The sequence below is a fragment of the Vibrio sp. OY15 genome (assembly GCF_000742455.1).
In the GTDB taxonomy this organism is placed as follows: domain Bacteria; phylum Pseudomonadota; class Gammaproteobacteria; order Enterobacterales; family Vibrionaceae; genus Vibrio; species Vibrio alginolyticus.
Window position 1 is genome coordinate 19,904 of the sequence record NZ_JPIL01000012.1, and the last position, 24,593, is coordinate 44,496.

General features: G+C 44.9%; 27 protein-coding genes and 1 pseudogene. 13 read left to right on the plus strand and 15 right to left on the minus strand.

Annotated features, from left to right (window positions below; genetic code table 11):
• Positions 1 to 47 precede the first annotated feature (47 nt).
• A complete protein-coding gene (locus IJ23_RS14210; protein WP_033906608.1) occupies positions 48 to 581 on the minus strand; it encodes a GNAT family N-acetyltransferase in 534 nt (177 codons plus the stop codon).
• 148 nt (positions 582 to 729) lie between these two features.
• Here IJ23_RS14210 and IJ23_RS14215 point away from each other — a divergent pair, with 148 nt between their 5' ends.
• A complete protein-coding gene (locus tag IJ23_RS14215) occupies positions 730 to 969 on the plus strand; it encodes an RNA recognition motif domain-containing protein (RefSeq protein WP_005374587.1) in 240 nt (79 codons plus the stop codon).
• Positions 970 to 1,060: 91 nt separating this feature from the next.
• On the opposite strand, the gene IJ23_RS14220 is transcribed toward IJ23_RS14215, so the two are convergent.
• The gene (locus IJ23_RS14220; protein ID WP_033906609.1) at positions 1,061 to 1,495 is read right to left on the minus strand and encodes a hypothetical protein; all 435 of its coding nucleotides are present in this window, start codon (positions 1,493 to 1,495) and stop codon (positions 1,061 to 1,063) included.
• 5 nt (positions 1,496 to 1,500) lie between these two features.
• Positions 1,501 to 1,776 (minus strand): annotated as a pseudogene (locus IJ23_RS14225) (GNAT family N-acetyltransferase); the annotation flags it as partial.
• A 358-nt stretch (positions 1,777 to 2,134) separates the two neighbouring features.
• Between IJ23_RS14225 and IJ23_RS25580 the strand changes: the two are divergent.
• Both IJ23_RS25580 and IJ23_RS14230 read left to right on the plus strand, forming a co-directional pair.
• The gene (locus IJ23_RS25580; RefSeq protein WP_005374593.1) at positions 2,135 to 2,383 is read left to right on the plus strand and encodes a hypothetical protein; all 249 of its coding nucleotides are present in this window, start codon (positions 2,135 to 2,137) and stop codon (positions 2,381 to 2,383) included.
• Positions 2,384 to 2,675: 292 nt separating this feature from the next.
• Positions 2,676 to 3,152 carry an Lrp/AsnC family transcriptional regulator gene (locus IJ23_RS14230; protein WP_005374595.1) on the plus strand — a complete coding sequence of 159 codons (477 nt, stop codon included), beginning with the start codon at positions 2,676 to 2,678 and terminating at the stop codon, positions 3,150 to 3,152.
• A gap of 103 nt (positions 3,153 to 3,255) precedes the next feature.
• Here IJ23_RS14230 and IJ23_RS14235 read toward each other — a convergent pair whose 3' ends face one another.
• Both IJ23_RS14235 and IJ23_RS14240 read right to left on the minus strand, forming a co-directional pair.
• Positions 3,256 to 3,963 (minus strand): DUF445 domain-containing protein, encoded by a 708-nt coding sequence (locus IJ23_RS14235; RefSeq protein WP_005374596.1) that lies wholly within the window; start codon positions 3,961 to 3,963, stop codon positions 3,256 to 3,258.
• A gap of 591 nt (positions 3,964 to 4,554) precedes the next feature.
• A complete protein-coding gene (locus IJ23_RS14240; RefSeq protein WP_005374597.1) occupies positions 4,555 to 6,405 on the minus strand; it encodes an ABC transporter ATP-binding protein in 1,851 nt (616 codons plus the stop codon).
• A gap of 404 nt (positions 6,406 to 6,809) precedes the next feature.
• Here IJ23_RS14240 and IJ23_RS14245 point away from each other — a divergent pair, with 404 nt between their 5' ends.
• Together IJ23_RS14245 and IJ23_RS14250 are read left to right on the plus strand one after the other, a co-directional pair.
• Positions 6,810 to 7,811: an arginine deiminase-related protein gene (locus IJ23_RS14245; protein ID WP_033906610.1), complete on the plus strand. Its 1,002-nt coding sequence runs from the start codon at positions 6,810 to 6,812 to the stop codon at positions 7,809 to 7,811.
• A 265-nt stretch (positions 7,812 to 8,076) separates the two neighbouring features.
• Entirely contained in the window at positions 8,077 to 9,315 is a 1,239-nt protein-coding gene (locus IJ23_RS14250) for a DEAD/DEAH box helicase (protein ID WP_033906611.1), read from the plus strand.
• Between the two features lie 66 nt (positions 9,316 to 9,381).
• On the opposite strand, the gene IJ23_RS14255 is transcribed toward IJ23_RS14250, so the two are convergent.
• Positions 9,382 to 10,074, minus strand: a complete 693-nt coding sequence (locus IJ23_RS14255; RefSeq protein ID WP_033906612.1) for an MOSC domain-containing protein — start codon at positions 10,072 to 10,074, stop codon at positions 9,382 to 9,384.
• A gap of 111 nt (positions 10,075 to 10,185) precedes the next feature.
• Here IJ23_RS14255 and IJ23_RS14260 point away from each other — a divergent pair, with 111 nt between their 5' ends.
• Together IJ23_RS14260 and IJ23_RS14265 are read left to right on the plus strand one after the other, a co-directional pair.
• Positions 10,186 to 11,001 carry an AraC family transcriptional regulator gene (locus IJ23_RS14260; RefSeq protein ID WP_033906852.1) on the plus strand — a complete coding sequence of 272 codons (816 nt, stop codon included), beginning with the start codon at positions 10,186 to 10,188 and terminating at the stop codon, positions 10,999 to 11,001.
• An 88-nt stretch (positions 11,002 to 11,089) separates the two neighbouring features.
• Positions 11,090 to 12,082 carry a zinc-dependent alcohol dehydrogenase family protein gene (locus IJ23_RS14265; protein WP_033906613.1) on the plus strand — a complete coding sequence of 331 codons (993 nt, stop codon included), beginning with the start codon at positions 11,090 to 11,092 and terminating at the stop codon, positions 12,080 to 12,082.
• 73 nt (positions 12,083 to 12,155) lie between these two features.
• Here the strand turns inward: IJ23_RS14265 and IJ23_RS14270 are convergent, their stop codons facing one another.
• From IJ23_RS14270 to IJ23_RS14280, 3 genes are all read right to left on the minus strand, one after another.
• Positions 12,156 to 12,851 (minus strand): VC0807 family protein, encoded by a 696-nt coding sequence (locus IJ23_RS14270; RefSeq protein ID WP_005383527.1) that lies wholly within the window; start codon positions 12,849 to 12,851, stop codon positions 12,156 to 12,158.
• A gap of 166 nt (positions 12,852 to 13,017) precedes the next feature.
• Positions 13,018 to 13,548 carry a sigma-70 family RNA polymerase sigma factor gene (locus tag IJ23_RS14275; RefSeq protein WP_255209459.1) on the minus strand — a complete coding sequence of 177 codons (531 nt, stop codon included), beginning with the start codon at positions 13,546 to 13,548 and terminating at the stop codon, positions 13,018 to 13,020.
• A 120-nt stretch (positions 13,549 to 13,668) separates the two neighbouring features.
• Positions 13,669 to 14,355 (minus strand): DJ-1/PfpI family protein, encoded by a 687-nt coding sequence (locus IJ23_RS14280; RefSeq protein ID WP_005383525.1) that lies wholly within the window; start codon positions 14,353 to 14,355, stop codon positions 13,669 to 13,671.
• 126 nt (positions 14,356 to 14,481) lie between these two features.
• Between IJ23_RS14280 and IJ23_RS14285 the strand changes: the two genes are divergently transcribed.
• A complete protein-coding gene (locus IJ23_RS14285; protein WP_017820076.1) occupies positions 14,482 to 15,438 on the plus strand; it encodes a LysR family transcriptional regulator in 957 nt (318 codons plus the stop codon).
• Positions 15,439 to 15,565: 127 nt separating this feature from the next.
• The gene (locus tag IJ23_RS14290; RefSeq protein WP_033906614.1) at positions 15,566 to 16,105 is read left to right on the plus strand and encodes a CAP domain-containing protein; all 540 of its coding nucleotides are present in this window, start codon (positions 15,566 to 15,568) and stop codon (positions 16,103 to 16,105) included.
• A gap of 79 nt (positions 16,106 to 16,184) precedes the next feature.
• Here the strand turns inward: IJ23_RS14290 and IJ23_RS14295 are convergent, their stop codons facing one another.
• The gene (locus IJ23_RS14295) at positions 16,185 to 16,604 is read right to left on the minus strand and encodes a VOC family protein (protein WP_005374615.1); all 420 of its coding nucleotides are present in this window, start codon (positions 16,602 to 16,604) and stop codon (positions 16,185 to 16,187) included.
• 229 nt (positions 16,605 to 16,833) lie between these two features.
• Between IJ23_RS14295 and IJ23_RS14300 the strand changes: the two genes are divergently transcribed.
• Positions 16,834 to 17,403 (plus strand): hypothetical protein, encoded by a 570-nt coding sequence (locus tag IJ23_RS14300; RefSeq protein ID WP_033906616.1) that lies wholly within the window; start codon positions 16,834 to 16,836, stop codon positions 17,401 to 17,403.
• Between the two features lie 245 nt (positions 17,404 to 17,648).
• Here IJ23_RS14300 and ahpF read toward each other — a convergent pair whose 3' ends face one another.
• The 3 genes from ahpF to IJ23_RS14315 form a co-directional block, all read right to left on the minus strand.
• Positions 17,649 to 19,217 (minus strand): alkyl hydroperoxide reductase subunit F, encoded by a 1,569-nt coding sequence (gene ahpF / locus IJ23_RS14305; protein WP_015313693.1) that lies wholly within the window; start codon positions 19,215 to 19,217, stop codon positions 17,649 to 17,651.
• 157 nt (positions 19,218 to 19,374) lie between these two features.
• Positions 19,375 to 19,932 (minus strand): alkyl hydroperoxide reductase subunit C, encoded by a 558-nt coding sequence (gene ahpC / locus IJ23_RS14310; protein WP_005395542.1) that lies wholly within the window; start codon positions 19,930 to 19,932, stop codon positions 19,375 to 19,377.
• 305 nt (positions 19,933 to 20,237) lie between these two features.
• On the minus strand, positions 20,238 to 20,696 hold the full coding sequence (locus IJ23_RS14315; RefSeq protein ID WP_020195556.1) for a MarR family winged helix-turn-helix transcriptional regulator: 459 nt from the start codon (positions 20,694 to 20,696) through the stop codon (positions 20,238 to 20,240).
• Between the two features lie 137 nt (positions 20,697 to 20,833).
• On the opposite strand from IJ23_RS14315, the gene IJ23_RS14320 reads away from it, so the two are divergent.
• From IJ23_RS14320 to IJ23_RS14330, 3 genes are all read left to right on the plus strand, one after another.
• Positions 20,834 to 21,256, plus strand: coding sequence for an organic hydroperoxide resistance protein (locus IJ23_RS14320; protein ID WP_005374640.1), 423 nt, complete (start codon positions 20,834 to 20,836; stop codon positions 21,254 to 21,256).
• 264 nt (positions 21,257 to 21,520) lie between these two features.
• Positions 21,521 to 21,763 carry a type II toxin-antitoxin system Phd/YefM family antitoxin gene (locus IJ23_RS14325; protein WP_005383516.1) on the plus strand — a complete coding sequence of 81 codons (243 nt, stop codon included), beginning with the start codon at positions 21,521 to 21,523 and terminating at the stop codon, positions 21,761 to 21,763.
• Positions 21,764 to 21,776: 13 nt separating this feature from the next.
• Positions 21,777 to 22,112, plus strand: coding sequence for a type II toxin-antitoxin system RelE/ParE family toxin (locus IJ23_RS14330; protein WP_020195558.1), 336 nt, complete (start codon positions 21,777 to 21,779; stop codon positions 22,110 to 22,112).
• Between the two features lie 53 nt (positions 22,113 to 22,165).
• Here the strand turns inward: IJ23_RS14330 and IJ23_RS14335 are convergent, their stop codons facing one another.
• Positions 22,166 to 23,263 carry a YdcF family protein gene (locus tag IJ23_RS14335; RefSeq protein WP_005374642.1) on the minus strand — a complete coding sequence of 366 codons (1,098 nt, stop codon included), beginning with the start codon at positions 23,261 to 23,263 and terminating at the stop codon, positions 22,166 to 22,168.
• A gap of 298 nt (positions 23,264 to 23,561) precedes the next feature.
• On the minus strand, positions 23,562 to 24,461 hold the full coding sequence (locus IJ23_RS14340; protein WP_033906617.1) for an AraC family transcriptional regulator: 900 nt from the start codon (positions 24,459 to 24,461) through the stop codon (positions 23,562 to 23,564).
• Positions 24,462 to 24,593: the final 132 nt, after the last annotated feature.

Here is a 24,593-nt window from a genome sequence, read left to right on the forward strand (position 1 = left end):
TGGTAGCTTGAGATCAAAGCTTAGCATTGCTCGGTTAGATTGGAGTGTTAGTCGCGACGAATTTTGGCGTAAATAACGGTGTTACTCAACTCTCCCGATGTAGTCAGACGTTCGTTTCTGAGCTCTCCTTCGAACTCATAACTACAGCGCTCGGCTACAGCCCGGCTCTTTTGGTTGGTGCTATCAGCATGAATTGCGATTCTCTTGGCGCCCAAGTCATCAAACGCATAGCGCTCAACTTCGAGCACAGCCTCGGCAACATAACCATTGCCAACGGCAGCATCATCTAACCAATAACCTATCTCAAAGGATGGTACGTCGGGATCTCGAATCATCAAGCCGACCGCACCCAGTAAGCGATCGCTTTCCTTTTCAATGATGTAGTAACGCAGCTCTTCTTCGAAGTTTTCAAAGTTTGCGATGGCTTTCTCTGTCCCTTCTATCATCGCTTCTAATGTCAGCACATGAGGCACCCACGGCAGATAGACTTCGAGAGTCTTTTGGCTGCGAACGACAGCTTGATGCGCCTCTTCGGCTCGTTCTAAACAAGCAGGGATGAGTTTGAGACGTTTCGTTTCCATGCCGACTCTCCTATGGGTGAAAAATGAACGGAAAATCATTTAAACAGATGTACTTAGAATGATCTAGTCAACGCCGTCATATTATTCACTTGGTTTGCCAGAGAGAAACTGAGAGAATCGAACCGTTATCAAACCAACTAGGTTCATTATGAAACTTTTAGTAAGAAACTTGGCTCGTCACATGACCGAGCAAGATATCCGCAAATTATTCTCAGCGTACGGCAAAGTAGAACTGTGTTCGCTAGTGCTTGATCAAGACACGGGTTTGTCGAAAGGCTTCGGTTTTGTCATCATGCCGGACGAAGCAGAAGCCATTTCTGCTCTTGAAGCACTGAATTTGACGAACGTAGAAAAAAGCAAAATTCGCGTGAAAGTCGCGCAAGACTAACACAGAGAAAAGCCAGCGTTATTGCTGGCTTTTTTGTCTTTCTATTTAGAGACCAAATTGGCAACATTCTAGAATGTCTTCTCTTTTCGTTTTAGCGAGATTGATCATCAATTCTCTCTTCAAGTTGTTTCATTAAATCCTTTAACTGTAGAGAATCGAAATTGTCTGAATTCGGCACTTGGTAAGCGTCGTTGACTGTGTAGAGCATCAAACTTTTGCTAGAGAAGAACTCTTTCTGTATTTGGACTTTGACAATGTCATCAAGAGGTAGACGGAAGTAAACCGTTGAGCCCTGGCGGTACTTCAAGGTGTTGGTGCTTGCATCGATATCTAGCGTTTTAGGATTGAACGCGCGGCGCGTGAAGTACGTTGAGAGCAGTTTCAATCCTATTATTGTGAGTGCTACGAGTCCAAACTCGACGATCTTGTCTGCTAGGTAGGAAAAATAGAACAGCGACAACAATACAGCTCCTAGCAAGAAAGGGTTGTTCTTGGGCAGATTTTGTGAAGTTTCATGGATGATCATCCGACATATCCCTCTTCTATACGCGGTAAACTCACCGCACCAAGTAACTCCTCAGTGTTTCGCAAGGTAATAGCGTACGCTACGCCTTGATGCTGCTGATACATCGGATCGTGCCTATCTATCCATGCTTGCGCCATCGGTCGCTCATAAGGATGAGGGATGTTTGCTGTCATGTCGGCAATTCGCTTATCTCCAGCGAGTAAAGCCACTTGTTGGCAGTCATCGATATTGAATGGCCGGAGGACGAGTCTTTCGGTAGTGAGAATCGGTTGTATCGTCATGCATTTCTTCCTTGATGAGACGGCTATAGCTGCTAGCAACTGGTTTGCGGGGTAAATCGAGATAACAAGGCGTCTCGAAAGCTCGATCTAGCCAGCTGTAAAGTTGTCATGCGCCTTACTAAATAATAAGCCCGAACAATTGCTTATGTGTAATGTGTCGTATTATTACACACATAAGCACGTTTGCTCATATTGATGGTACAAAAGTTGATGTCTGACCAATGTCTCAGTTTTTTGATACTTTCGTTCAATTTTTTGAAGATAGGGCACAAAAAATTAAAGGAGCTTTTTAATTGTGGAATTATTTTGAACAAAATATGTCAATTGTCAGTAGGACGAAAAAGTAGGGAGAAGAGAAATGCCGGATATATATTGCGCAGCTTGTAGAAAATCAACGCAACATAAAGTGATTATGAAGCGTTGCGAGCCTCAGTCTGTTGACTCGTTAACAGGCAAAATGGTGAGTTTTACACAGCTGATGGCGAAATTTGTATCAGGTGAACATTATTACGAGATGGAGCCTCAATACTACTGCCGTTGTTGTAATCATCGTGCAATTGGAGAGGTTGTTCCACATCCTACACGGCATACATCGGCCGCACTCTAATTCTGAGTGATAGCCATGATTAATGGCTAAATAGGGCAGTGTTGCCCGAACGACATATCTATACAGGCGTGTCATGCGCTTTCAAATTTGCGACTCCGCGGGAGCCGCTAGGTTGCTTTTTCTCTTCATATCACGGTTACTAAGTGAGCGGCAATAATCATAGCTCTTTCCCTCCTTCGTTGTTTTCTGGTTATTCTCTGCTGAATTTCACATGCTGTGCATTTGATGGTTTGCAATTGTTTGAGCAACGATTAATGTGATGCTTTCTAAGTGGTTACAAGGAAGTGGGTTAATGAGTTATCAATTGGACCGGATTGATTTACATATTTTGAGAGTGCTTCATTCGAGAGGCAGAATTCCGGTTGTAGAACTAGCAAAGCTGATTAACTTAACGACTTCTCCATGTTCTGATCGTGTAAAGCGGCTAGAAAAAGAAGGGTATATCAATGGTTATCATGCGGAGTTGAATGCGGAAAAGTTGGGGCTGGATGTGCAAGTATTCATCCATATTCGTTTAGACCAAACCAGTTTTTCTATTTTTGAAAAGTTTGCGAAAGCGGTGGAATTGATGCCTGAAATTGAAGAGTGCTACTCGCTCTCTGGAGATTTCGATACCATGATAAAAGTTCGTGTTAAGAGCATGAAAGCGTATCAGGAGTTTATGTCGAGCAAGTTAGGCACGCTTCCGGGCGTGATTCAAACTCGTAGTGAAGTGGTCATAGAAGAACATAAAACGGGATTTGGTGTTAATCCCGAGCTCCTTGGTTAGGCGAGGCATGTGTTGAGCCTCCTTATTTAGCGTGGCTTGGTATATTACTTTTTCTCGATTAAAAAAGGAGCCGAAGCTCCTTTTTTAATAAATCGGTGAGCGATTATGCCCCGATAAAGGTACTGATGACGCCAATTAAACCACCAAAAACACCGCCCCAAACGACTAGCCAGCCAAGGTGTTCTTTGATCATCTTTTGCACCATTTCTTTAACTAATGCCGGTGTTAATTCGCTTAAACGTTGATCGATGATACCTTCAATGTTCTGCTTTATCTCATCCATCATTGCAGGAGATTCGAATTGCTCTTTCAGTGCTTCTTTGATGTTATCGCTCTTGCTCAACTCAATGATGGATTCTTGCATCTTTTCGACGAAAGGTTGGCGCATGGGTTGTAGCGCTTCCGAGCCGCCAAACATCGCTAGCATGCCACCAAACTGAGAGCCTTCAATTACTTCCACTAGGGAATCAAATGCTGGATTTAAATCTACTTTCTCAATTACTGGTTGAAGATCGATGTTCACACCGCCCGCCATTTCTTTATTCAAGAATCGGTCAATGTTCGCTTCAGTAAAAAACTGTTCCATCATCAGGTTTTTGATAGCCAGTTTAAACTCTTCAAATCGCGCGGGGATCACGCCAGAACCGTATAATCCAGGCACTTTCTCAAACAGCATATGGATGGCAAGCCAGTTGGTGATGGCGCCTGAGAACGCAAACAGCCCTGCATACCAAAGATAGTCGTTTTGTAATTGATGACCTCCAGCCATCAAAGCGATAGCGAGGACATTCGTTAGCAAACTTTTGTTCATAGTGACCAGTTATATATGAATATCGGAAAGAATAAGTGGGCCTGATTCTATACCTAAGTCACATTAAGATGCTAGGTTTTGCCGTGATGAGTAGTCTTGTAGCGAAGGGAAAAAAATGAATGCTCGGAAAAACAAAACCCGACAATCATTGTCGGGCCACTGCTTTTTCTTAGAAAAACTAAGATTCTATTTTTAATTTTAGATGCGGTAGATCTTACAACAAAGTTGGCATTTCCATCTTTCTGAGTAGCCGAATAGCTTGTCAGCCCAACTTGGTTTGAGTTGTACGATCTGCATTGAACCACATTTACACATAAGCTAATTACCTTATTGTTAATATAATAACTAAGCCATCTATTGAGTATAGCTGTTTCTCAAAAAGTGAAATGACAAATGAAGACGGCTCAATACTCTGTATTGTGTTCATTGCAATGGATACGCAACGAGGCGGTATATTAGCAGAAAAAGTGTGAGCTTTATCATGGAGAGTGTTTCATATATGAGAAACCACAATGGCTATATGAGCATCTAGCCATGGATTAAAATAAAAAACGGCGCTTAAAGCGCCGTTTTTATTGAGCTTATCACTCGTTAAGAAGCGTGTTGATTGTCTAGTTCTTCAGCGATAAATCCGCCAGTTTGATGCGCCCAAAGCTGGGCGTAAATGCCGTTATTCGCAATGAGTTCTTGATGAGAACCTTGTTCAACGATGCTGCCTTTATCTAGCACGATGAGGCGATCCATTTGTGCGATGGTCGATAATCGGTGAGCGATAGCAATAACCGTTTTCCCTTGCATTAATTCATTCAAGCTTTCCTGAATCGCCGCTTCGACTTCTGAATCCAGAGCCGATGTTGCTTCATCCAATACCAGCAATGGTGCGTCTTTGAGTAGCACACGAGATATTGCGATACGCTGACGTTGGCCGCCAGACAGTTTCACACCACGTTCACCAACTTGCGCATCGTATCCGACATTACCAAATGGGTCGGTCAGAGTTTCGATAAACTCATGGGCATGCGCTTGCTTAGTGGCTTTCAGCAAATCTTCTTCTGTCGCATCTGGATTGCCATACAAAATATTGTCACGAATTGAACGGTGTAGCAGAGAAGTATCTTGGGTCACCATACCGATCTTTGAACGCAAAGAGTCTTGTGTGACTTCTGAGATGTTCTGTCCATCGATCTTAATGCTGCCGTCTTCGACATCGTGGAAACGAAGTAACAAGTTCACCAAAGTCGATTTTCCGGCGCCGGAGCGCCCAACCAAGCCTACTTTCTCTCCTGGTTTGATGTTGAGATCGAGATGGCTAATTACGCCTTTGTTCTCACCGTAATGGAAGCTGACGTTATCAAAGTGAATGCCTCCTTCAGTGACAACCAAGTCTTTTGCACCTGGTTTATCTTTAATATCAATAGGCTTAGAGAGTGTTTTCATTCCATCGACAACGGTTCCCATGTTTTCAAAGAGGGCGCCAACTTCCCACATTATCCACATCGACATACCATTTACGCGTAATGCAAGACTAACAGCAATCGCAATCGCGCCAACGCTAATGGCACTATCCAACCACAGGTAAATAGATAAAGCAGCAACGGAAAAGACCAAAATATAGTTTGAGATCTCTACAGCGACGTCGAAGCCGGTCACTAGGCGCATTTGACGATAGACCGTATTCAAAAATCCTTTCATGCCTTGCTCGGCATATTGGGTTTCGCGCTGGCTATGAGAAAACAGTTTGACGGTTTGAATATTGGTATAACTGTCGACGATGCGCCCTGTCATTGTCGAACGTGCATCGGCCTGTGCTGAAGCGACGTCTTTGAGCTTAGGGACAAAATAGATTTGGATAGCGATGTAAGCGAGTAGCCAGACAATCATTGGGATCATCAAACGCCAGTCTGCCGTCGCTAACATAATGATCATGCTGGTGAAGTAAACCGTAACGTAAACAAACACATCCATAGCTTTCATCACGGTTTCGCGCACAGCTAATGAGGTTTGCATGACTTTCGTTGCGACTCGGCCTGCAAAATCATCTTGATAGAAGTTCAAGCTTTGATTGAGCAAATACCGGTGTGCAAGCCAGCGGATAGACATTGGGTAGTTGCCCAATAACGTTTGATGAACGAGCAACGAGTACAAGATCACCAATATAGGCATGACAACCAGCAATAAGGCTCCGTAGAAAATCAAATCCGATTTGTTGTCTTGTAAGAACGTTTCTGGATTGCTGGTAGACAACCAATCAACCAATTGTCCCATGGCGCCAAACAACATTACCTCAACAACAGCCACAATTGTGGCCATCAAAGACATGATGATCAAAGGCTTTTCATAACCACGAGTGTAATAACGCAGAAAAGCGAACATCCCTGAAGGAGGCTGATCCGGTGTAGATTTGGGAAACGGCTCTGTAAAGCCTTCAAATCGTTTAAACATAACTCATCCTAAAGTTAAAACAGTGCCATTTGGGGTGGCTAAATCCATCGATTCACGCTGCTTTGGACGAAACCGCGTGTATGAGAGTTTTTTGCCTGCTCCTCGATAAAGCAGACCGATTGACGAGAGGGGCGAAAAAATAGTCTAACCGATTGTGTCTTAAATGTAACTAGTTGGTTATGAGTGTGATTGTCTATGGTTCTGATTCTTATGATGAATTCTTATCATGTTCATCGTGGTGCCATAAAAGCTTAAACCTGCAAAGTGACAATAAAATTTAAGGAAAAATGAACTTAATGCAGCAAAAATTACTTTTGGGCAATTAAATTAATTGTCAAAACAGCAAAACTGAAGTTAACAATAAATTTACAATCTCCTCATTCTAGTGATAAGGAATGTATTGGATGCTATTACACGAATCAGTGACCCAATTTGCTAATGGGAAAGAAGAAAGCACGCAAAGTGCTCAGCGCCAAACCGCAAACTGCGTAGTGATGGTGCCACCGAAAGAGTTTCGTTTTAATGAAGAAACCGCACAAGATAATGAGTTCCAACATAAAGTGTCACTCAGCCAAGAAGAAGTCTCACGTCGAGTAATGGCCGAGTTCGCGAGTATGGTTGCAACGCTGCGTCAAGAGGGCGTTCAAGTTGTTGAGTTTGATTATCCAACTTCAGATGTTGCAACGCCAGACGCGGTATTTCCAAACAATTGGTTTAGCACTACGCCAGATGGCACGTTGTACACCTTTCCAATGGCCTGTGAAAACCGTCAAAAAGAAGTACGTCCCGATGCACTTGTGGCAGCACTAGCGCAAGCAGGGCGAGAAGTTCATCGACGCAGCAGTCTAACTGAATATCTTGACGAGCAAGCGTATTTAGAAAGCACGGGTGTGATGGTGTTTGACCACCTAAATAAAACGGTCTACGCCGCACTCTCACAACGTTGTGATCGTCTGGTTTTAGAAGATTACGCCGATCGTATTGGCTATGAACGAGTGATTTCTTTCCAAACTCGTTTGCCGTCTGGTGCGCCGATTTATCACACCAATGTGATGATGGCGGTTGGCGAACAGTTTTGCGTGATTTGTGACGAAGTGATCCCAGAATTTGAGCGTCGTTTTGTAATGAAGTCACTCGCCAAAGACAAGCAAGTCATCTCAATTTCGCTTGATCAGATGAACCAGTTCTGCGGTAACATTCTGCAACTAGAAACGATCAACGGCGACAAGGTGATTGCGATGTCGCAATCGGCGTACGATGCATTCTCACCTGCACAAAGAAAGCAATTGGCAACGCACGGTAAATTGCTGCCATTCGACGTTTCTACCATAGAATCTATTGGTGGTGGTTCGGTTCGTTGCATGTTGGGTGAAGTGTTCTTACCGAATCGTAAAGCTGTGCTTTAATAAACTGCACATTTCTTTTCAGCCGCAGTGAAAGGCTGACGAAGCGTTCTCTTCAAGGGTTTTTAGCCGTTAGCTCTGTGGCAGTACAGACTAACGGCTTTATTGCGCTTTTTTGTTTTCTGACGATTTGCGTAGGCGACGCTTGGTTTAAGCGCCTAAAATAGGATGGTTCACCTAGCAGATTGTGGTAAAGTCCGCGCCTGCGTTTTACCGCATCTTCATTATTTTTATTGCTTCTTCAACCCAAAGTACAAGGTTTTCGTTAATGCCATTTTCTACTCTCTCATTGAGTTCTGAGCTGATTCACGCACTGCCAAAAGACTTCAAGAAACCGACCGATATTCAAGCGTTGGCCATTCCTGAGCTGTTGGCTGGTCAAGATCTATTGGCTTTGGCAAATACAGGCAGCGGCAAAACCCTTGCTTATGGTTTGCCTTTGTTGGAAAAGCTGGGTGTCAATCCAGAGCAAAAAGCGCTGATTCTTGTGCCAACTCGTGAGCTGGCAATGCAAGTGAGTGAAGCAATTAACCAAGTTGGTCAAGTTCTTGAACTCAACGCAGTGTGTTTGTGTGGCGGCGTTGATAAAGAGCAACAACAGCAGGCGCTAGCGACAAATCCTCATATCCTTGTCGCGACGACAGGTCGTTTGGTTGATCTGGCAAAAGACGGTTTAGACTTAAGCAATATCCACTACCTAGTGCTGGATGAGGCGGATCGTTTGTTGGATATGGGCTTTTGGCCTGACGTGCAAAATATTGCGGGGCTGATTTCAAACCAGCGTCAAACGGCAATGTTCTCGGCTACGTTTTCAGATGAGTTAAAGGGCAAAGCGAAGCTACTCATGCAGGCACCAAAGCAAGTCTCAGCGCATCAAGAAAACAGCACAAATCAAGACATCGTTGAAACGTTGTATTTGATCAATAAAGGCAGCAAAACCAAGGCGTTGATTGAACTTATCAAACAGAATGCTTGGACGCAGGCATTAGTCTTTATTGGTGCGAAAGAGAACGCCGATGGCTTAGCGAAGAAGCTGAATAAAGCGGGCATCTCAACCAATGCGCTGCATGGCAATAAGAGTCAAGATGAGCGAGAAGAAGCACTGGCGCAGTTTAAATCTGGGCAAATTCAGGTGTTGATTGCCACCGATCTACTAGCGCGCGGCATTCACATTGAGCAATTGCCTGTAGTGATCAACTTTGAACTGCCAATGCATGCAGAAACTTACGTTCACCGAGTAGGACGTACCGCTCGCGCAGGCGAACAAGGTGTGGCGGTGTCATTGGTTTGTCATGGTGAAATGGACGCACTAAACGCGATTCGTCACCTGACTCAACGTGCATTGCTAGTGCAAGATCTGGTTGGTTTTCCAGTAACGGATAAGCCATCAACTGGCGAGAGCAAACGCGCGCCACGCGATAAAAAAGCCAACCGCCGAACTCATGCTAAGAAGAGCATTAAGCAGTTCCAAGGTAAGTCGAAACGCCCAGCCCCGAGTGCGAAGTAAACCAAAAAAACACGCTCTGGCGGCATAGTCGGTTCAGAGCGTGGCTTAAAATTTTACTTTGGGGTGTTAACTCACAGTTGGGCCAACCAAGCGCATTTCCCAATCTTCAACTTCGCCGGTTTCTAGGCGGCGCTCGACTAACTTGCCCCAAGACTCGACTAACGGCAGTTCAGACAGCTTAGTGAGTTCTTCTCTATCTAAACAGCCAGTGAAAACCGCACCCATGATGCGAGCCAATGGCCATTCTGGATAAGGTCTTTCGCACAGAATAATCTCGTCACCTGCACCGATATCGCCTTCTTCCAACACTCGGAAATACCAGCCTGTTCGAAGCGTATCTTGCAGTCTTCTCGCCATGTCGTGTTGGTCAAAACGTACGTTAAGTTTCCAACAAGGCATGCGACCTTGCGACACTTCCAGTAGTGTTGAGCCGATGCGAATTTTATCTTTCAAGCAAATCGTGGATTCGGTGACGCCTTCGGAGCTGATGTTTTCGCCAAAGCCGCCGGCGGATTGGAAAATTGGTCTTTCGCCTAATTCTTGTTGCCAGATTGGGTAGTGTTCGCTTGGGTAAATATGAAGCGCTTTTTGAATGCCACCATGAAAGCGCGGATCACCTTGCTCATCACTGATAAAACCAAGCTCTGTTGCATGCTGGCGCTCAGGCAGCACTTGTTTGTTGATTGCGCTTTGCGCTCCATGAGCATAAGGGACGGTTTTCCCTGCTAGCACAGCTTTTACGACGCCGATTTTCTTCATATAACCTCCTTATTATTTGAATGAGAGATAAAGTGTTTACCTTCATTCGCGATGCGGAGCATGATAGCCTAGTAAACGTGTGTCGGAGTAGGGATGAAAAGACAACTAACAATGCTAACTCGCCAAATTGATTCGAAGTCAGGCGTCGTCACCTCCAATAAGATGATGGACGCGAATCCCCATTCTCCTGTTTTGGTGAAAACCATCGACATGCCAAAAGGTTACATTGATGCGCTGCATCAACACACTTGGCATCAAATCATCTTTCCTATCAAAGGGTTATTGCAAACACAAACTGAGCATTATCAGCACTTGGTTCCGCACACCTCTGCGTTATTTGTTCCTGCGGGTGTTCAACACGAGTCGATTGCTCTAAGCAACACGATATTTGTTGGCATTTACCTCAACCCTGAGTTTGGCGCAACGTACGAGCAACAAGTGAGAACCATTGCTTTAACGCCGTTTTTAAATGAGCTTTTACAAGAGATCCGCAGACAGTGTGAAGGTGAGACAAGCCACGAAGAAGTGCTGCATTTGCTGGCGGTGTTGCATGATCAAATTTTGAAAAGCAACGTGCAGACATTTCAGTTATTGCTGCCACAAGACAGACGACTAAAACTGATTTTCGAGCAATTGACAGACGAGCCCGCGTTAAGCTGTTCGCTAAAAGAGTGGGGGGAGAAAATTGGGGCGTCTGAGCGTACTTTATCACGGCTGTTCGCCAAGGAATTCAACACTTCATTTCTGCTTTGGCGGCAACAAATTCGGCTAATTTACTCGCTTTCTTTGTTAGATGAATCGTTGCCAATCCAAGCCATTGCAGACCTAGTGGGTTATCAAAATGACTCATCCTACATCAAAGCATTTAAAGCCTATTTTGATATGACGCCACAACAGTTTAGAGTGAACGGCGCATCGCGCAGGTAGAAATACAGAGCTTCGACTTCACTTAATGCTTTTGAGTAGAAGTCGCGAAACTTCCTTTTTGAATTTCAATTACATGGTATGAATAACAATGGCACCAACGATAAATACTCGAGTGAATCAATTCTGTTTTGGTCAGCCCCAAACGTCGCTGTCGTTGGAAAAAGAGCCCCTCAAACCGCTTGCTCAGGGCAAGGTTCGGGTGCGACTCGAAGCTACAAACATTAACCCAAGTGACTTGCTTTCCATTCATGGTGTTGGGCAATACCGCCGCGTTCACATACCACCTCGCGTGCCGGGATTTGAAGCGGTTGGGCGTGTGGTGGAAGTCAGTGCAGTTGGTCAAACTGACCTTCAAGTTGGGCAAAAGGTGTTGGTGGCGATGAGTGGTACTTGGCAATACTACATCGATGCCTCGCCTGAGAATCTTTTTCCGCTACCTGAGAGTTTGGAGAACGGCTATGCCAGTCAGTTGTACATCAACGCGTTAACCGCGTGGGTGATCACCACTAAAGTAGCTAAGTTGAACAAAGACTATGTGGTGATCATCAATGCAGCAGGGTCAGCGATCGGTAAGATATTTGCCCAGCTCGCCCATTCACTGGGTTTTACACTAATTGCTGTGACCTCAAAGCCAGACGAGTATCCGTACGATACTATTCCAGTGTTGGACGCGAAGAAAGACTTACAAGCGCAGCTGCAAACGCGCCAACTGCCACAACCAACGGTCGCTCTGGACGCGATAGGTGGTGAGGCTGGCACGGATCTCATTCGTACCTTGAAAGAAAATGGCCAATACATCAACTACGGAACATTGTCGTTAACGCCTTATACGCCTGAGTTTTTTGAATCGATGAAGGCCAACAACATCGACTTTAGTACATTCTTTTTGCGGTATTGGGAAGAATCGGTAGGTAAAGGCGGGAGAAAGACGGTGTTCGCTGAAATGTTAGAACACTTTATTAGCAGCGACATAAAGTTAAACGTTGCATATGATCTGTCGTTAGAGGACTTTCAAACAGCGATTGAAATGGTTGAGCGACGCTCGTCAGCAGTGTCAGGAAAAATCATTTTGACGCTGTGAATTACAGTGGGCCTGTTGAGAAAAGGGAGGATAAAATCCTCCCTTTTTTATGGGTTTATTTGTAATGATAGGGCTATTTTAGATGGAAGATTTGCTCTGTTTCGAGCGATGTCATCGCACGTACTTGACGCCAAATGTAATAAAAAATACCGAACATCATCAACATACTTGGGATGGCAATCATTGGGTAACTGTACAGCGTCATTTTTCCTAACTCTTCGTTAAAGGCAGCAGTACCAGAAGGGCTAGTCACAATCCAAGTCGCAAGGAAGTAGTTCATTGCAGATGAGAACGCAAAAGTACTTGCAAACAGGTAGTTAGAAGACATAAGGCAACGTTCGAACGCATCGGTTTTACCATTTTCTTTTAAACGTTGGTTAATCAACGCGAGGTTCAACACAGTGTCATTCAGTACTAACTTCTGCATCAGCGGGTAGCGGGTAAACGTTGAACCCAAAACCGCTAAACCGATCAGGCCAGGAATCAGGGCTTCTTTTAGTGCTAACCAGCGTGTATCAAGCTCTAACAAGCCGATGCCACCAGTTAGTAGAACACTGATAAAGCCCAGAGCAGAAATAAAGTTAAATTTCTTGTTACGGACAAGGTCCATACCGCCATAAATGATAGGAAATAGCAAAGCGACAACCAGCGCCATTGCTGTCCCTAGATGCTCATCGCCACTAAACTTCATCAAAATGAAGGAAGGGATAAATACGTTGAAAAGGATTTCAAATAAGGGATTCGGCTTTTTCGCCGTCGTGTTACTCATAATGTTTTACTGACTCTACTCTATGTCGGCTGTTATTGTACTTTGACAAGAAGTGTTCATCTAGTCGCGCTTGATGTAAAGCGTTAAAGCGTCGAGTTGTGTAACGACTTATGAAATAGACCGGAGCATAGCCAGTTAGTTTACATGATTGACTACTTTTTGTGTCTTAATGACTCTCCTTCTGTGCGATGATCTGATTACGCGCTCTGAATAATCGAGTCGCCACTGTGTTGTGGTTGAGCCTCAAGGCTTGGGCAATTTCATCATGATTCAACCCAGCCACTAAGCTCAAGAGCAACGGCTCTCGGTATTTGGGTTCGAGAATCATCATTTGTTTTTGAAGCCAATCTTGGGCCATGTCGTAGTCACTGCCAGGGTAGGTTTTTGTCTGTATTGCACACTCATCAATGTCGACAAAATCGTACTGTTTTCTATCAAAGCGCCGAGCATTCTCACGACGCAAAATAGTAATGAGCCAAGACTTCGCGGCGTTGGGGTCATTTAATTTATCAAAGAATCGCCACGCTTTCAGAAAGGTTTCTTGCGCTAAATCTTGAGCAAGGTGGTGATCTTTGCATAACCAATACGCGAGACGGTAAATCTCTTGGTATCGATCTTTCGTCAGTGCTTCGTAACGTTTATGTTTTTCCATAGCATTAAGATAAAAAGTTTGGAGAGCACGTTGTGTCTGCCAGATGAACGACAACCCTTTTTATCGCTTTTACAGTGATAAAAAGGGTTGTTCGATTAGGAAGACAAATTCGAAGAGTTAACCTTCCAAATATCGAAGGGTGACTCTGATTTCTTTCTTACACGCTTAAAATGGTTGGTTGGAAAAGCGTGAGTACTGGATGGCATCTGCGACTTCCTGAGCTTTAGACTCTGAAGTCATAAGGTGAAGTAGCTTAAGAGCAGCTTGATAGCTAACTAGGCTACCGTTCGAAGTGATAACGCCATCATCAATGACAAAATTCTGGTCGACTTGTACTTTGACTGCTGGGTAATCTCTTTGAAAGCCGTTTTCACCTCCGGCCCAAGTTGTTGCTTTTTTGCCGTTTAAAAGGCCAGCTTCGGCTAACAAATACGCGCCAGAGCAATTACTTGCCATCCAATCTGCCGCCTTTGAGGTAGTTTTAATAAAGTGAATGAGATCTTTATTTTCGATTAGTGCATCCATGTCATAGCTGGATGTTAAAACCAATACGTCGAGTTCCGGCAGATCACCAATCCAAGCATCCACACCAATTTTTAATCCTTCTTCAGTGGTGATGGTTTTCTGATCTGAGACGGAAATGGTGAGCACGTCATAATCACTAAACCAAGTGAGACGACTTGCGACGCCAAAAACCTCTAAAGGAGCAGTAACATCAGAGGTCAGTACGCCATCGTAAACCAGAATACCAATTCGTTTATCTGCGGCATGTGCTGTTTGAAGCATCCCAAAGAATAGGACTAGTGTCGCTATCAATAGTTGTAGTGCATTCTTCAATCCGTTTTTACCCATGGTTTTTTCCTCGTTAACAGAGCATCAAGTTATTGAGGTTCATTATATTTAGGCTAATTAGTGATTGAAGAGCCACTTTGTCTTTACTAAAGTGAATAAAATTCATGAATAGAGTTCATTGGTTATATGGATAAGATACGGTCCCTACGATTTTTTATTGCCACTTTAGATGGCGGTAGTTTTGCTGCGGCTGCCAAAGTGTATGGCACTGACCCTTCGACCGTGAGTAAAGCCATACATCGTCTTGAAAGCGATTTGGGTATACAGCTTTTTCAACGTTCTACGCGACAGAGCCGCCTGACAGAAGCTGGTCGTAGGTACGCAAATACTGCTAGGTTTGTACTGGAGGAGCTGGCGGCATGTGAGGATTCATTAAAAAGTCACAATGATGCGCTTTCAGGGCAGCTTAAGATTAATGTGCCAGTCTCGTACGGTCGCCTCTATATTCGTCCTTTATTAAAAGAGTTTTGTCGCCGCTACCCTAACATCACTATCGATATTCATTACGATGACGCCTACGTTGATATTATTGAGCAAGGTATTGATGTGTCGATTCGCTCTGGTGTCGTTCACGATAGTCAATTGATTGTGCGTCAGCTCAGCCCTATCGATTTTATCATTTGTGCCAGTCAGGATTACTTAGCGCGCCATGGTGTTCCGAGTGGCCCGGATGTATTCAATGACCATTCTTGGGTTCGTTTTCGTTTTAAACAAACGGGGAAACTGTTGCCGATTCGGATGCCAGAACCAGACGGTGCGAGTGAATATGACCCCGAAAGAAACTACATTGTAAATGACGGTGAATCCATGGCAGAGCTTTGCGCAGAAGGCTTAGGATTAACTCAGATCCCTCATTTTATCGCGAGAGACTGGCTTAAAGCGGGGCGTTTAGTGCCGATATTTCCGAGCATGCGCCAAGCAGGAAATGGCGTGTATCTTCTCTATGCCAACCGGGAATATGTGCCTGCCCGAGTGAGGGTGTTCATCGATTTTATCACTCAAGCAATACAGGATATGGATGAAACGCCATTCCATACTTGGGCTGAAACGTTGCCGATTTATCGACCGAACCAAGGCGATTGAAAACTTCATGTGAGTCTTTGGTTAAAAAAACCTAAGCTATATGGTGCTTTTATTGGTTTTTGTTAGTTTATTGGGCGTTATTATCGAAAAGCGCAGTTTGCTCTTCGTCACTCATAAAGGAAAGACAATGCCAACTAAGATCTTAGTGCCTGCTTTGGCCCTACTTCTCAGCGCATGTGGCGGCGATGGGGAGTCGTCAGCCCCAGCAGAAAGCGGCTCACAAAACACAGGTTCCACATCGTCACAAGGCACATTTGCCGAGCAGATGCTTGCAGCGGTCAACAGCGCCCGCTCTACTACACAACAGTGTGGCGCAACCACCATGCCACCTGTTGGGGCCCTGACTTGGAGCTACTATTTGGAAAGCGCCGCTTATCGACATTCAAGCGATATGGCGAACAGCGATTTCATGAGCCACACAGGCTCTGATAGCAGCAAAATGTCAGATCGAGTTAACGCAACGGGCTATGCTTGGAGCGCCATTGGTGAGAATGTCGCAGTAGGGCAAAGCAGCATTAACGCCGTCGTTAATGCTTGGTTATCGAGTGAAGGCCACTGCCTTAATATCATGAGTGCGGATTTTGATCAGATGGGCGCGTCGCTTGTCGAAAATCACTCTGCACGCTACGGGTATTACTGGACTCAGGTTTTTGCCAAACAGCGCTAATGCGATAAAGAAGCCCGATAGATAAAAAATAAAACGCCAGCAGTCACTATCTGCTGGCGTTTTATTATTTACATCTCTTTTAGCTTGTCAGGTTACGAAGTTTTGGGTCATCCGCCAGGTATTCAACAAATTCAATCTCAAAACCGGCAGGGTCAACAAAATACACATTCTTGCGGTATGGTTCATCAGCACCAGGTTGGGCAATCGGATAACCTGCATCGGTTAGTCTTTTGATGATTGCATCGACGTTGTTGGTCACATAAGCAAAATGCGCTAGCCCAACTTGGTGCCCGCTCAACTCGCGGTTTTCTCCTTCGCCATGGTCACTCATGGCTATGTATTGATACTCGTCGCCAAAATGTAGCCAGTTTCTTGGCTTGCCACTCCATTCGCCTTTACCTTCATCACGCACGTACCAATGTGGAAATGCAGTTTGGTAAAACTTCAGCATTTCAGGGATATCTTTCACGACTAAGTTAATATGTTCTAGTTGGATCATGATGTGCTCCTTTTTGTCATTTTCTAGCCAACGATGAATATGCTAAAACCTCAAGTAAAGTTGAGGTAAAGGGCTTTTTTGATTTTATTTGTAGACGCCATGTATAAAGGTCAGGCCGCTGACACTGAAGAGTTGGCTCACACAGAAATCATTGAAACCTTGTGCAAGATTGGAAAGATGTTACATGATGGGGACTTCCAGTTAACCGTTTGATTTAAGTAAGCAAAAGATGAAGGTTTTTACACTTAATCATGATGTTGAGAATTTCCCTTTTTTACAAGAAACTCAACTAGAGATTTCTATACAATACTCGGATGGCGATTTGCGGGAGTTATGTGGTGAGCGTGTCGCTGATACTTGGATGATTATTGATTTGGAGTGGGTGAGTGATAACCACATGCTTACAACAAAACCTGATTTTGCAATCTGGCGTGCAGGCGAGTTTGCTTGTTCTGAGTCCGCATATAATCAAATAAACGAAGCTCTTGATTCCAGTTGTGAGTTTTTGCCATTACGCGTCGCTGGCGAGCGTTGGTATGCTATAAACATATTCAAAACTTGCGATGCCATTGATAAGGATCGCACTGTGTTAAATGTAAGAGCTAATGGTAAGCCAAGTCGTGTAAAGCGGTTTAAAAAATTAGTGTTGAGTAGTAAATCAATCAAATCCGGAGGCTTGTTCAGGATTGAAAATAACGGAAGCGGTGTTTACTGCAATGATGAATTAGGTGGTTTGTATGAAATTTACCATCGTTGTCAGCTAAAAGGTCTGATATTTGAAGCAGTAGAAACGAGTTAAAGCCCGCAATGTTTCACCCTAAGTGTATTTCGGCAGCTTTATTTTACTCTGTTATTTCTAGCAATAATTTGTTTTCCCCCCAAAAAAACCAAAAAAGCCAGCATTTAGTACCTGCTGGCAAAGTCTTTGGGCTTCTAGGTTTTTTGATTTTATTTCTTGTTACTCATCGCTGTCACGGTGCCCCGATTGGTTTTCAGGGGAAGAAAACACTGCACCGTGCGCTTTGTGTTCAAGAAATTTGGAGATTAACCTTGCTTACGGATTAGGTAGTCAAACGCGCCTAAGCTTGCTTTTGCACCTTCACCCATCGCAATGATGATCTGTTTGTAAGGAACCGTCGTTGCGTCACCCGCTGCGAAGACACCTTCCAGGCTGGTTTCACCACGGCTACCAACTTCAATTTCGCCGCGCTCAGAAAGCGCTACTTCTGAATCTTTTAACCATTCTGTGTTTGGTACTAGACCGATTTGGACAAAGATACCTGACAGTTCAATCTCTTTGATTTCATCTGTGTTACGGTCTTTGTACTTCAAGCTTGTTACGCGAGTACCGTCGCCCACTACTTCTGTGGTTTGCGCCATCGTGATGATGTCGATGTTTGGTAGAGAGTTCGCTTTGTCGATAAGCACTTGGTCTGCGCGAAGTACGTCTGCAAATTCAAGAACGGTTACGTGCTCAACAATACCTGCTAGGTCGATAGCCGCTTCGATGCCTGAGTTACCACCACCGATAACCGCAGTTTTCTTGCCTTTGAATAGCGGGCCGTCACAGTGTGGGCAGTACGCGACGCCTTTGTTGCGGTACTCTTGCTCACCCGGAACGTTCATTTCACGCCAGCGAGCTCCAGGGCTTAGGATGACACTCTTACTTTTCAGCGTTGCGCCGCTTTCAAGTTGGATATGAATCAAGCCATCATCTGTGTGTGCTGCGCCCATCAGTTTTTGCGCTTGTTGCTCAGTCACGACGTCTACGTCGTATTCTTTTAGGTGCTCTGCTAGGTCAGTCGCCAGTTTTGGACCTTCAGTACGTTTTACCGAGATAAAGTTCTCGATTGCCATGGTGTCCATCACCTGACCACCGAAGCGTTTAGCGACAACACCAGTGCGAATACCTTTACGCGCTGCGTATAGTGCTGCTGCACTACCACCAGGGCCACCGCCGACAACTAGCACGTCGTATGGGTCTTTTTCGTTCAGTGCTTTGGCGGCTTTCTCGCTCGCACCGTCATCCACTTTGTTTAGGATTTCAGTCAGAGACATACGGCCTTGACCGAATAGCTCTCCGTTTACGAATACGCTTGGTACTGCCATGATGTCACGTTGTTTCACTTCATCTTGGAAGAGTGCACCGTCGATCATGGTTGCTTTCACTTTCGGGTTGATCGCCGCCATCATGTTGAACGCTTGAACCACGTCTGGACAGTTTTGGCACGACAGTGAAATGAACACTTCAACTTCCAACTCTTTATCTAGCGCTGCGATTTGTTCAATCACTTCCGGCTCTAGTTTGATTGGGTGACCACCAGAGTGCAGCAATGCCAATACCAGAGAGGTAAATTCGTGACCCATTGGTAAGCCAGCAAAGCGAAGTGCTGTGCCTTTTACTGGATTGGTCACCGTCATCACTGGTTTACGTGCGCTTGCGTTGTCGTCACGTTCAACGGTGATAAAGTCGCTCATCTCTGCGATTTGGTTCGCCAGAGACAGAATGTCATTCGATGCTTTGCTTTCATCTAGACTAACCACTAGACGAACGTCTTCTTTTACATTAGCCAGATATTGTTTGAGTTGTTGTTGGATCGCTTGGTCTAACATAGTTGTTGTTACCTTAAATAAACAAAAGAGTGGTTACTCTGGATAAAATCAGTAGGGAGAGAGCAAACCAGGCAGAAGGTCGTCAAGGTATCTAACCTGGAATGCTCTCTAAGTTAAGCGTCAATTAGCATGTCAAATTGAGCTTAAATTCAGTGGCTTAGATTTTGCCTACTAGGTCTAGAGAAGGAGCTAGCGTCTCTTCGCCTTCTTTCCATTTTGCTGGGCAAACTTCGCCTGGGTGTGCTGCTACGTACTGAGCTGCTTTCACTTTGCGTAGTAGGTCTTCTGCGTCACGACCGATACCTTCAGCAGTGATTTCCATTGCTTGGATAGTACCTTCTGGGTCGATTAGGAACGTTGCACGGTCTGCAAGGCCTTGACCTTCACGCATCACACCGAAGTTGTTTGTGATGTTGCCTGTTTGGTCGCCAAGCATGTAGTACTGGATCTTGCCGATTGTTTCTGAGCTATCGTGCCAAGCTTTGTGAGTGAAGTGTGTGTCTGTTGATACTGAGTACACTTCAACGCCGCGTTTTTGTAGCTCTTCGTAGTGGTCTGCTAGGTCACCTAGTTCTGTCGGACATACGAATGTGAAGTCTGCTGGGTAGAAGAAGAATACAGCCCATTTGCCTAGAACATCTTGTTCTGTTACTTCAACGAATTCGCCGTTTTTGTATGCTGTAGCTGCAAATGGTTTGATCTTTGTATTAATCATTTTTTACTTTCCTCAGAATGTTTTAGGGTGAGCAGTTCTTGCTTTCGGAAAGTATATTCGCATCGGATTGTGTTTAAGGAAAATTGCTTGTAACTATCCTATTGATAGCCATTTCCTATTTCACTTGATAGGGAAATCCGATGTAAGTGAGTTTGCTTTGATAGGTTTTATTGAAGATGAAGGCAGATTAGCAATAGAGAATACCGATGATGACCTTAAGTGGATCGTCTGGCTAAGATCGAAAGAGCCTGCATCTCGGCAGGCTCTTTCTAATAGGAAGTGGGGAAGCGGATGCTTCTATTTTGTTAGCTCAGATTGTCGAGCACTTTGCCACACAACTTCTTCAGCATGATCATTTCATCTAGCTCTAAGGTGATTTTACACATCATGGCGTTTGGCACTGACTTGGCTTGTTCTTTGAGGACACGACCTTGTTCTGTTAGGTTTAGTACGCGAACGCGTTCATCGGTTTCACTTCGGCCGCGTTCCACATAGCCTTTTGCTTCTAAGCGTTTAAGCAGAGGTGTGAGTGTGCCTGAGTCCAAATGCAGTTGTGACCCCAATTCTTTCACGCTGGCACCGTCTTTCTCCCACAGCACCATCATCACTAAGTACTGCGAATAAGTCAGACCAAGCTCATCCAACAACGGGCGGTACGCTCGGATCACTGCATTTGCTGCGCTGTAGAGCGGGAAGCAAACTTGGTTTTCGAGTAAGAGTTTATCGTCGTTGGTCATGGTGTTGTCGGTGTAACACTGGCTCATTGGCGTTGCCTACCTGCTCATAGAGAAAGAGAGTCATAAAATAAATTGTGCACAATATAGTTGCGAACGATCTTTACTTCGATATAAGATTGCAAGCAATTAAATTGTGCACAACTTAAATTAAGAAGGACACTCGCATGACTACTCTATACAAAACTCAAGCTACTGCTTTGGCTGGTCGTAATGGTCAAGTAAAAACAGATGACGGTCTTCTCGATCTAGAGCTGTCATACCCGAAGGAAATGGGTGGCACAGGCGCAGCAACTAACCCAGAACAGCTTTTTGCAGCGGGCTATTCAGCGTGTTTTTCTAACGCGATTCTTCACGTAGCGCGTGAAGGTAAAGTAAACCTGAAAAGCGCACCCGTAACCGCGGAAGTAGGCATCGGTCCTAACGATAACGGTGGCTTTGCACTAACAGTGAGCCTAGCGGTAGAGCTAGACATGCCACAAGAACAAGCGCTAGAGCTAACGCGCATTGCACACCAAGTTTGCCCATATTCAAACGCAGTTCGTGGCAACATTGATGTGGCAGTAACGGTAAACGGCGAAGCAATTTAAGCGGTTCTTATCACTGCACAAAGACAAGAAAGCCTGCAAATACGCAGGCTTTTTCTATATTTGAAGTAGAAGTCTAAATTTAAACTTAATTTGGTTTGTTCGAAATGCACAGGTATAGTTGGCAAGATTAGGTCAAAATCTAAACGAAAAATAGAATGTGATTAGCACTTTCTATTGATTCAAATATTTCGGTCAAACCTGCAGTATAGCTCGGCTGGGTTCGCTTGTTGTTACACCAGCGAGGTTGCCGATAGGAGTCATGTGATGAGCACTGAAACGGTAAGTTATTTAAAAAAGAATGCTGCGAAGCTTGAACTGGATGAACCAATGACGATTACGCAAAATGGTAAGCCTATTTATGTCGTTGAGTCTTATGAAGAACGTCAGAAGCGTGATGAAGCCATTGCTTTAATGAAGTTTGTTAGCTTTGCTCAAAATGATGTTGCGAATGAACGTGTAAAGTCATCAGAAGATATGAAGAGCACGTTAGCAGCACTCAAAGATTGAGTTTGATACGAGCATGGAAGCAAAAGTTCTCTATACACAAACCTTTGAAAATACGGCTATTCAGAGTATTAACTATTTATCGAACTGGAGCGCTCGCAACGATGTGATTGATAGATTAATTGCGGTTCAGCAGAGGTTTGAACACAACGTTTTGAATAACCCGTCTATCTATCCCCCTTGTTATGAACTGACAACAATCGGTGTTTACGACATCCGGCAATTTAGCTTTGATGGATTCAAGCTGCTTTACCGAATTGGTGACAAAAATACTATCTATGCTCTAGTGATTCTGAGTGATAAACAAAACCTACAAAACGCATTGATTGACCATTGCATCATGTTCAAATGATTCTATGAGAGACCGCATTAACGCGGTCTCTTTTGCTTTCTGGCTCTAGTGTATTAACGCGACTCTAGCGGGTAAGAGCGGTAGCTCCACATGCCGTAAGTACGCAGAGCATCGCGGTAGATACCAAGCAGTTCGCCATCGCTGGCTTTGGCTAAGTCTTTAAGTGGTTTGTCTGGGTAGCTCACTGTGTCAAAAGTGATGTCTTGCGGGCCAGTTTGCCAGCTTGCGATTTCAAACAAGGTTTGACCACGGCGCACATGGCTCGCTGAGCTTATGATGGTTGCGTGCTTGATGTTATGACGCGCCAATGCGTAGCTGCTGAATAGGGCGTTACCTACCGTGCTGGTGGCGTAGTTTTCTTCAATGATGCGATCTTTGCTGATGCCTTTTTCAATCAGCCAATCCGCCATTAACTTGCCTTCGGTTTTGTGGTTCTTCGGTACACCACCCGTCAATACGATCAACGCGTCTGGGTTTGCTTTTGCCATGGCTAGCGTGGTTTCCAAACGCTCAACCAAGATTTGATGCATTGAACCATCTGGGTTCAGTGCGTATCCCAATGTGACGATTGCGCCTTTGTCATCCAGTTTGCCTTTGTCGGCTTTCTCTTTCAGTGGCGTGGCAAGTACGCGGTCTACGGTGTCGAAGATGCGTTGGATGTCTGCGGCTTTACCTGCATTGAGCTTAGTGAGCGTAGCCATGTGTTTCGCTGATTCCGCTTGGTTGCCCTCAAAGCGTTGCCACACTGCTAAGTAGGCGTGCAAATCCACATCGTCTGGCGCAACAGAAAGGGCTTGTTCAAACAGTTCAATCGCGCGGTCTGCATTCTTGTTGTAGATCTGCGCGTTTGCTGCAGAAATCAGTAGGTCAGTACGGTACGGCTCGAGTTTGTATGCTTCTAGTAAGCGGTCGGTAACAATCTCCATGTTGCTCGGCATTTTGGCGGTAAAACCCGCATGCGAAATACGCGCAGGGGATTTGAATGCTTGTACCGCGTCATTCAGCAGTTGGTCGACAACCTGACGTTTGGTGACGATCTGTGAGTAGTCGGCGGAAGATTGAACGGCAGCATCGTTAGCCGCGATAGAGTATGGGGCAGCAGTCAGCGCAATTACGCTACCAAGAGCAATAGCAAGTAAGTTCTTCTTCATGGAATGTCCTAGAGGTGCTGTAGTACCTAGTTTTTATTGTGCTTAGTGTTGTAGGTCGAACGGGGTCGATGGAATTTTTTCAGTCTAGGTTCGCTTCATGAATAATCTGTGAAATGAATCCCAACTCAGCCGAGCGAATGAACGCGCGTGGTCAAAACGCGAAGTAGGATCACGAAAATACTGAGGTATTCGTTTGTGTTCTAAGTCATTGGATTAAAAGATAAACAGCGTTTGGAAGAACGGATTTAAGCAACCAGAGTAAGAAATGAAAAAGCCTGCAACGATGCAGGCTTTTGGTTTATTTGATGGCAGTGCAGAAGCTAACGTCTGCATGGTGCGTTTGTGGGTCGAAGCTGTGGTAAAGCTCAAAGCAAGGACGATCGTCGTTCTCAATACCGGATTCAATTACCTTGCTCATGACATCATCCCACGCTTTTGAGTATTGGCTCGGGTCAGTAATGTGTTGGCGCATCACGGCATATTGACCGCCGGGGAAGTCTTGCAGCTCAATGCCTTTCGGAACTTCGGTATCTTCTGGCACCATCAAGCAGATATCAGTACGGCACTTCTCGTCTGGCGTGATTTCTGGGTTGTCATGGTAGATGAAGATGCAGGTATTGCCTGCCAAACCTTTCATTCCTGCCCATTGATACAAGCGACCTGATGGCTCCTCATAGCCTTGGCCGTAAGGGCCGTTTACGCGAATGTAAGCCAGTTTTGCTTTTTCAAAGTTTTGCGTTTCCATTGTCATGCTCCATTTGGTGAGTTCAGAGCCAGTATATGAATCGCTTGGTGTTACTACGTTTCCATTCTTGCGCAACGTGTGTCCAATCTTGCTGTTTCGTGCTAATTCAGAAAACTGCTGATAGTTTTCGCAGTCACGAAAGGCCGTGGGTGTAACGCCATAATGTTGCTTGAAGGCTTTGGCTAAGCTCTGTGAGCTAGAAAATCCGTACTCTAGGGCAATGTTCAATACTGGTTGCTTGGATTTGAATAAGTCATCGGCGGCGGCTTCTAGACGCAAACGTCGAATGAAATCAGCCAATGTCTCGCCTTGCACGGCTTTGAAGGTGCGATGAAAGTGATAAGGAGAAAGGTTCGCCAGCGCGGCCACTTCTGGCAGGTTGAGTGGTTCATTAAAGTGTTGTTCTAAAAAGCGAATCACAGGAACCAGTCGTTGGTGGTAGTCGACGCGCATCGGGGTATTTCCTTGTTCTGTTCAGCTTGTATTCTCTGCTCAAAGCCTACTGCAATCCAACAAGCTTGCAAGGGAGCAGGGTGAGAAATGCGTGGCGAGATGAGCGTCAATCAGTCACACTCAACGAGCAGA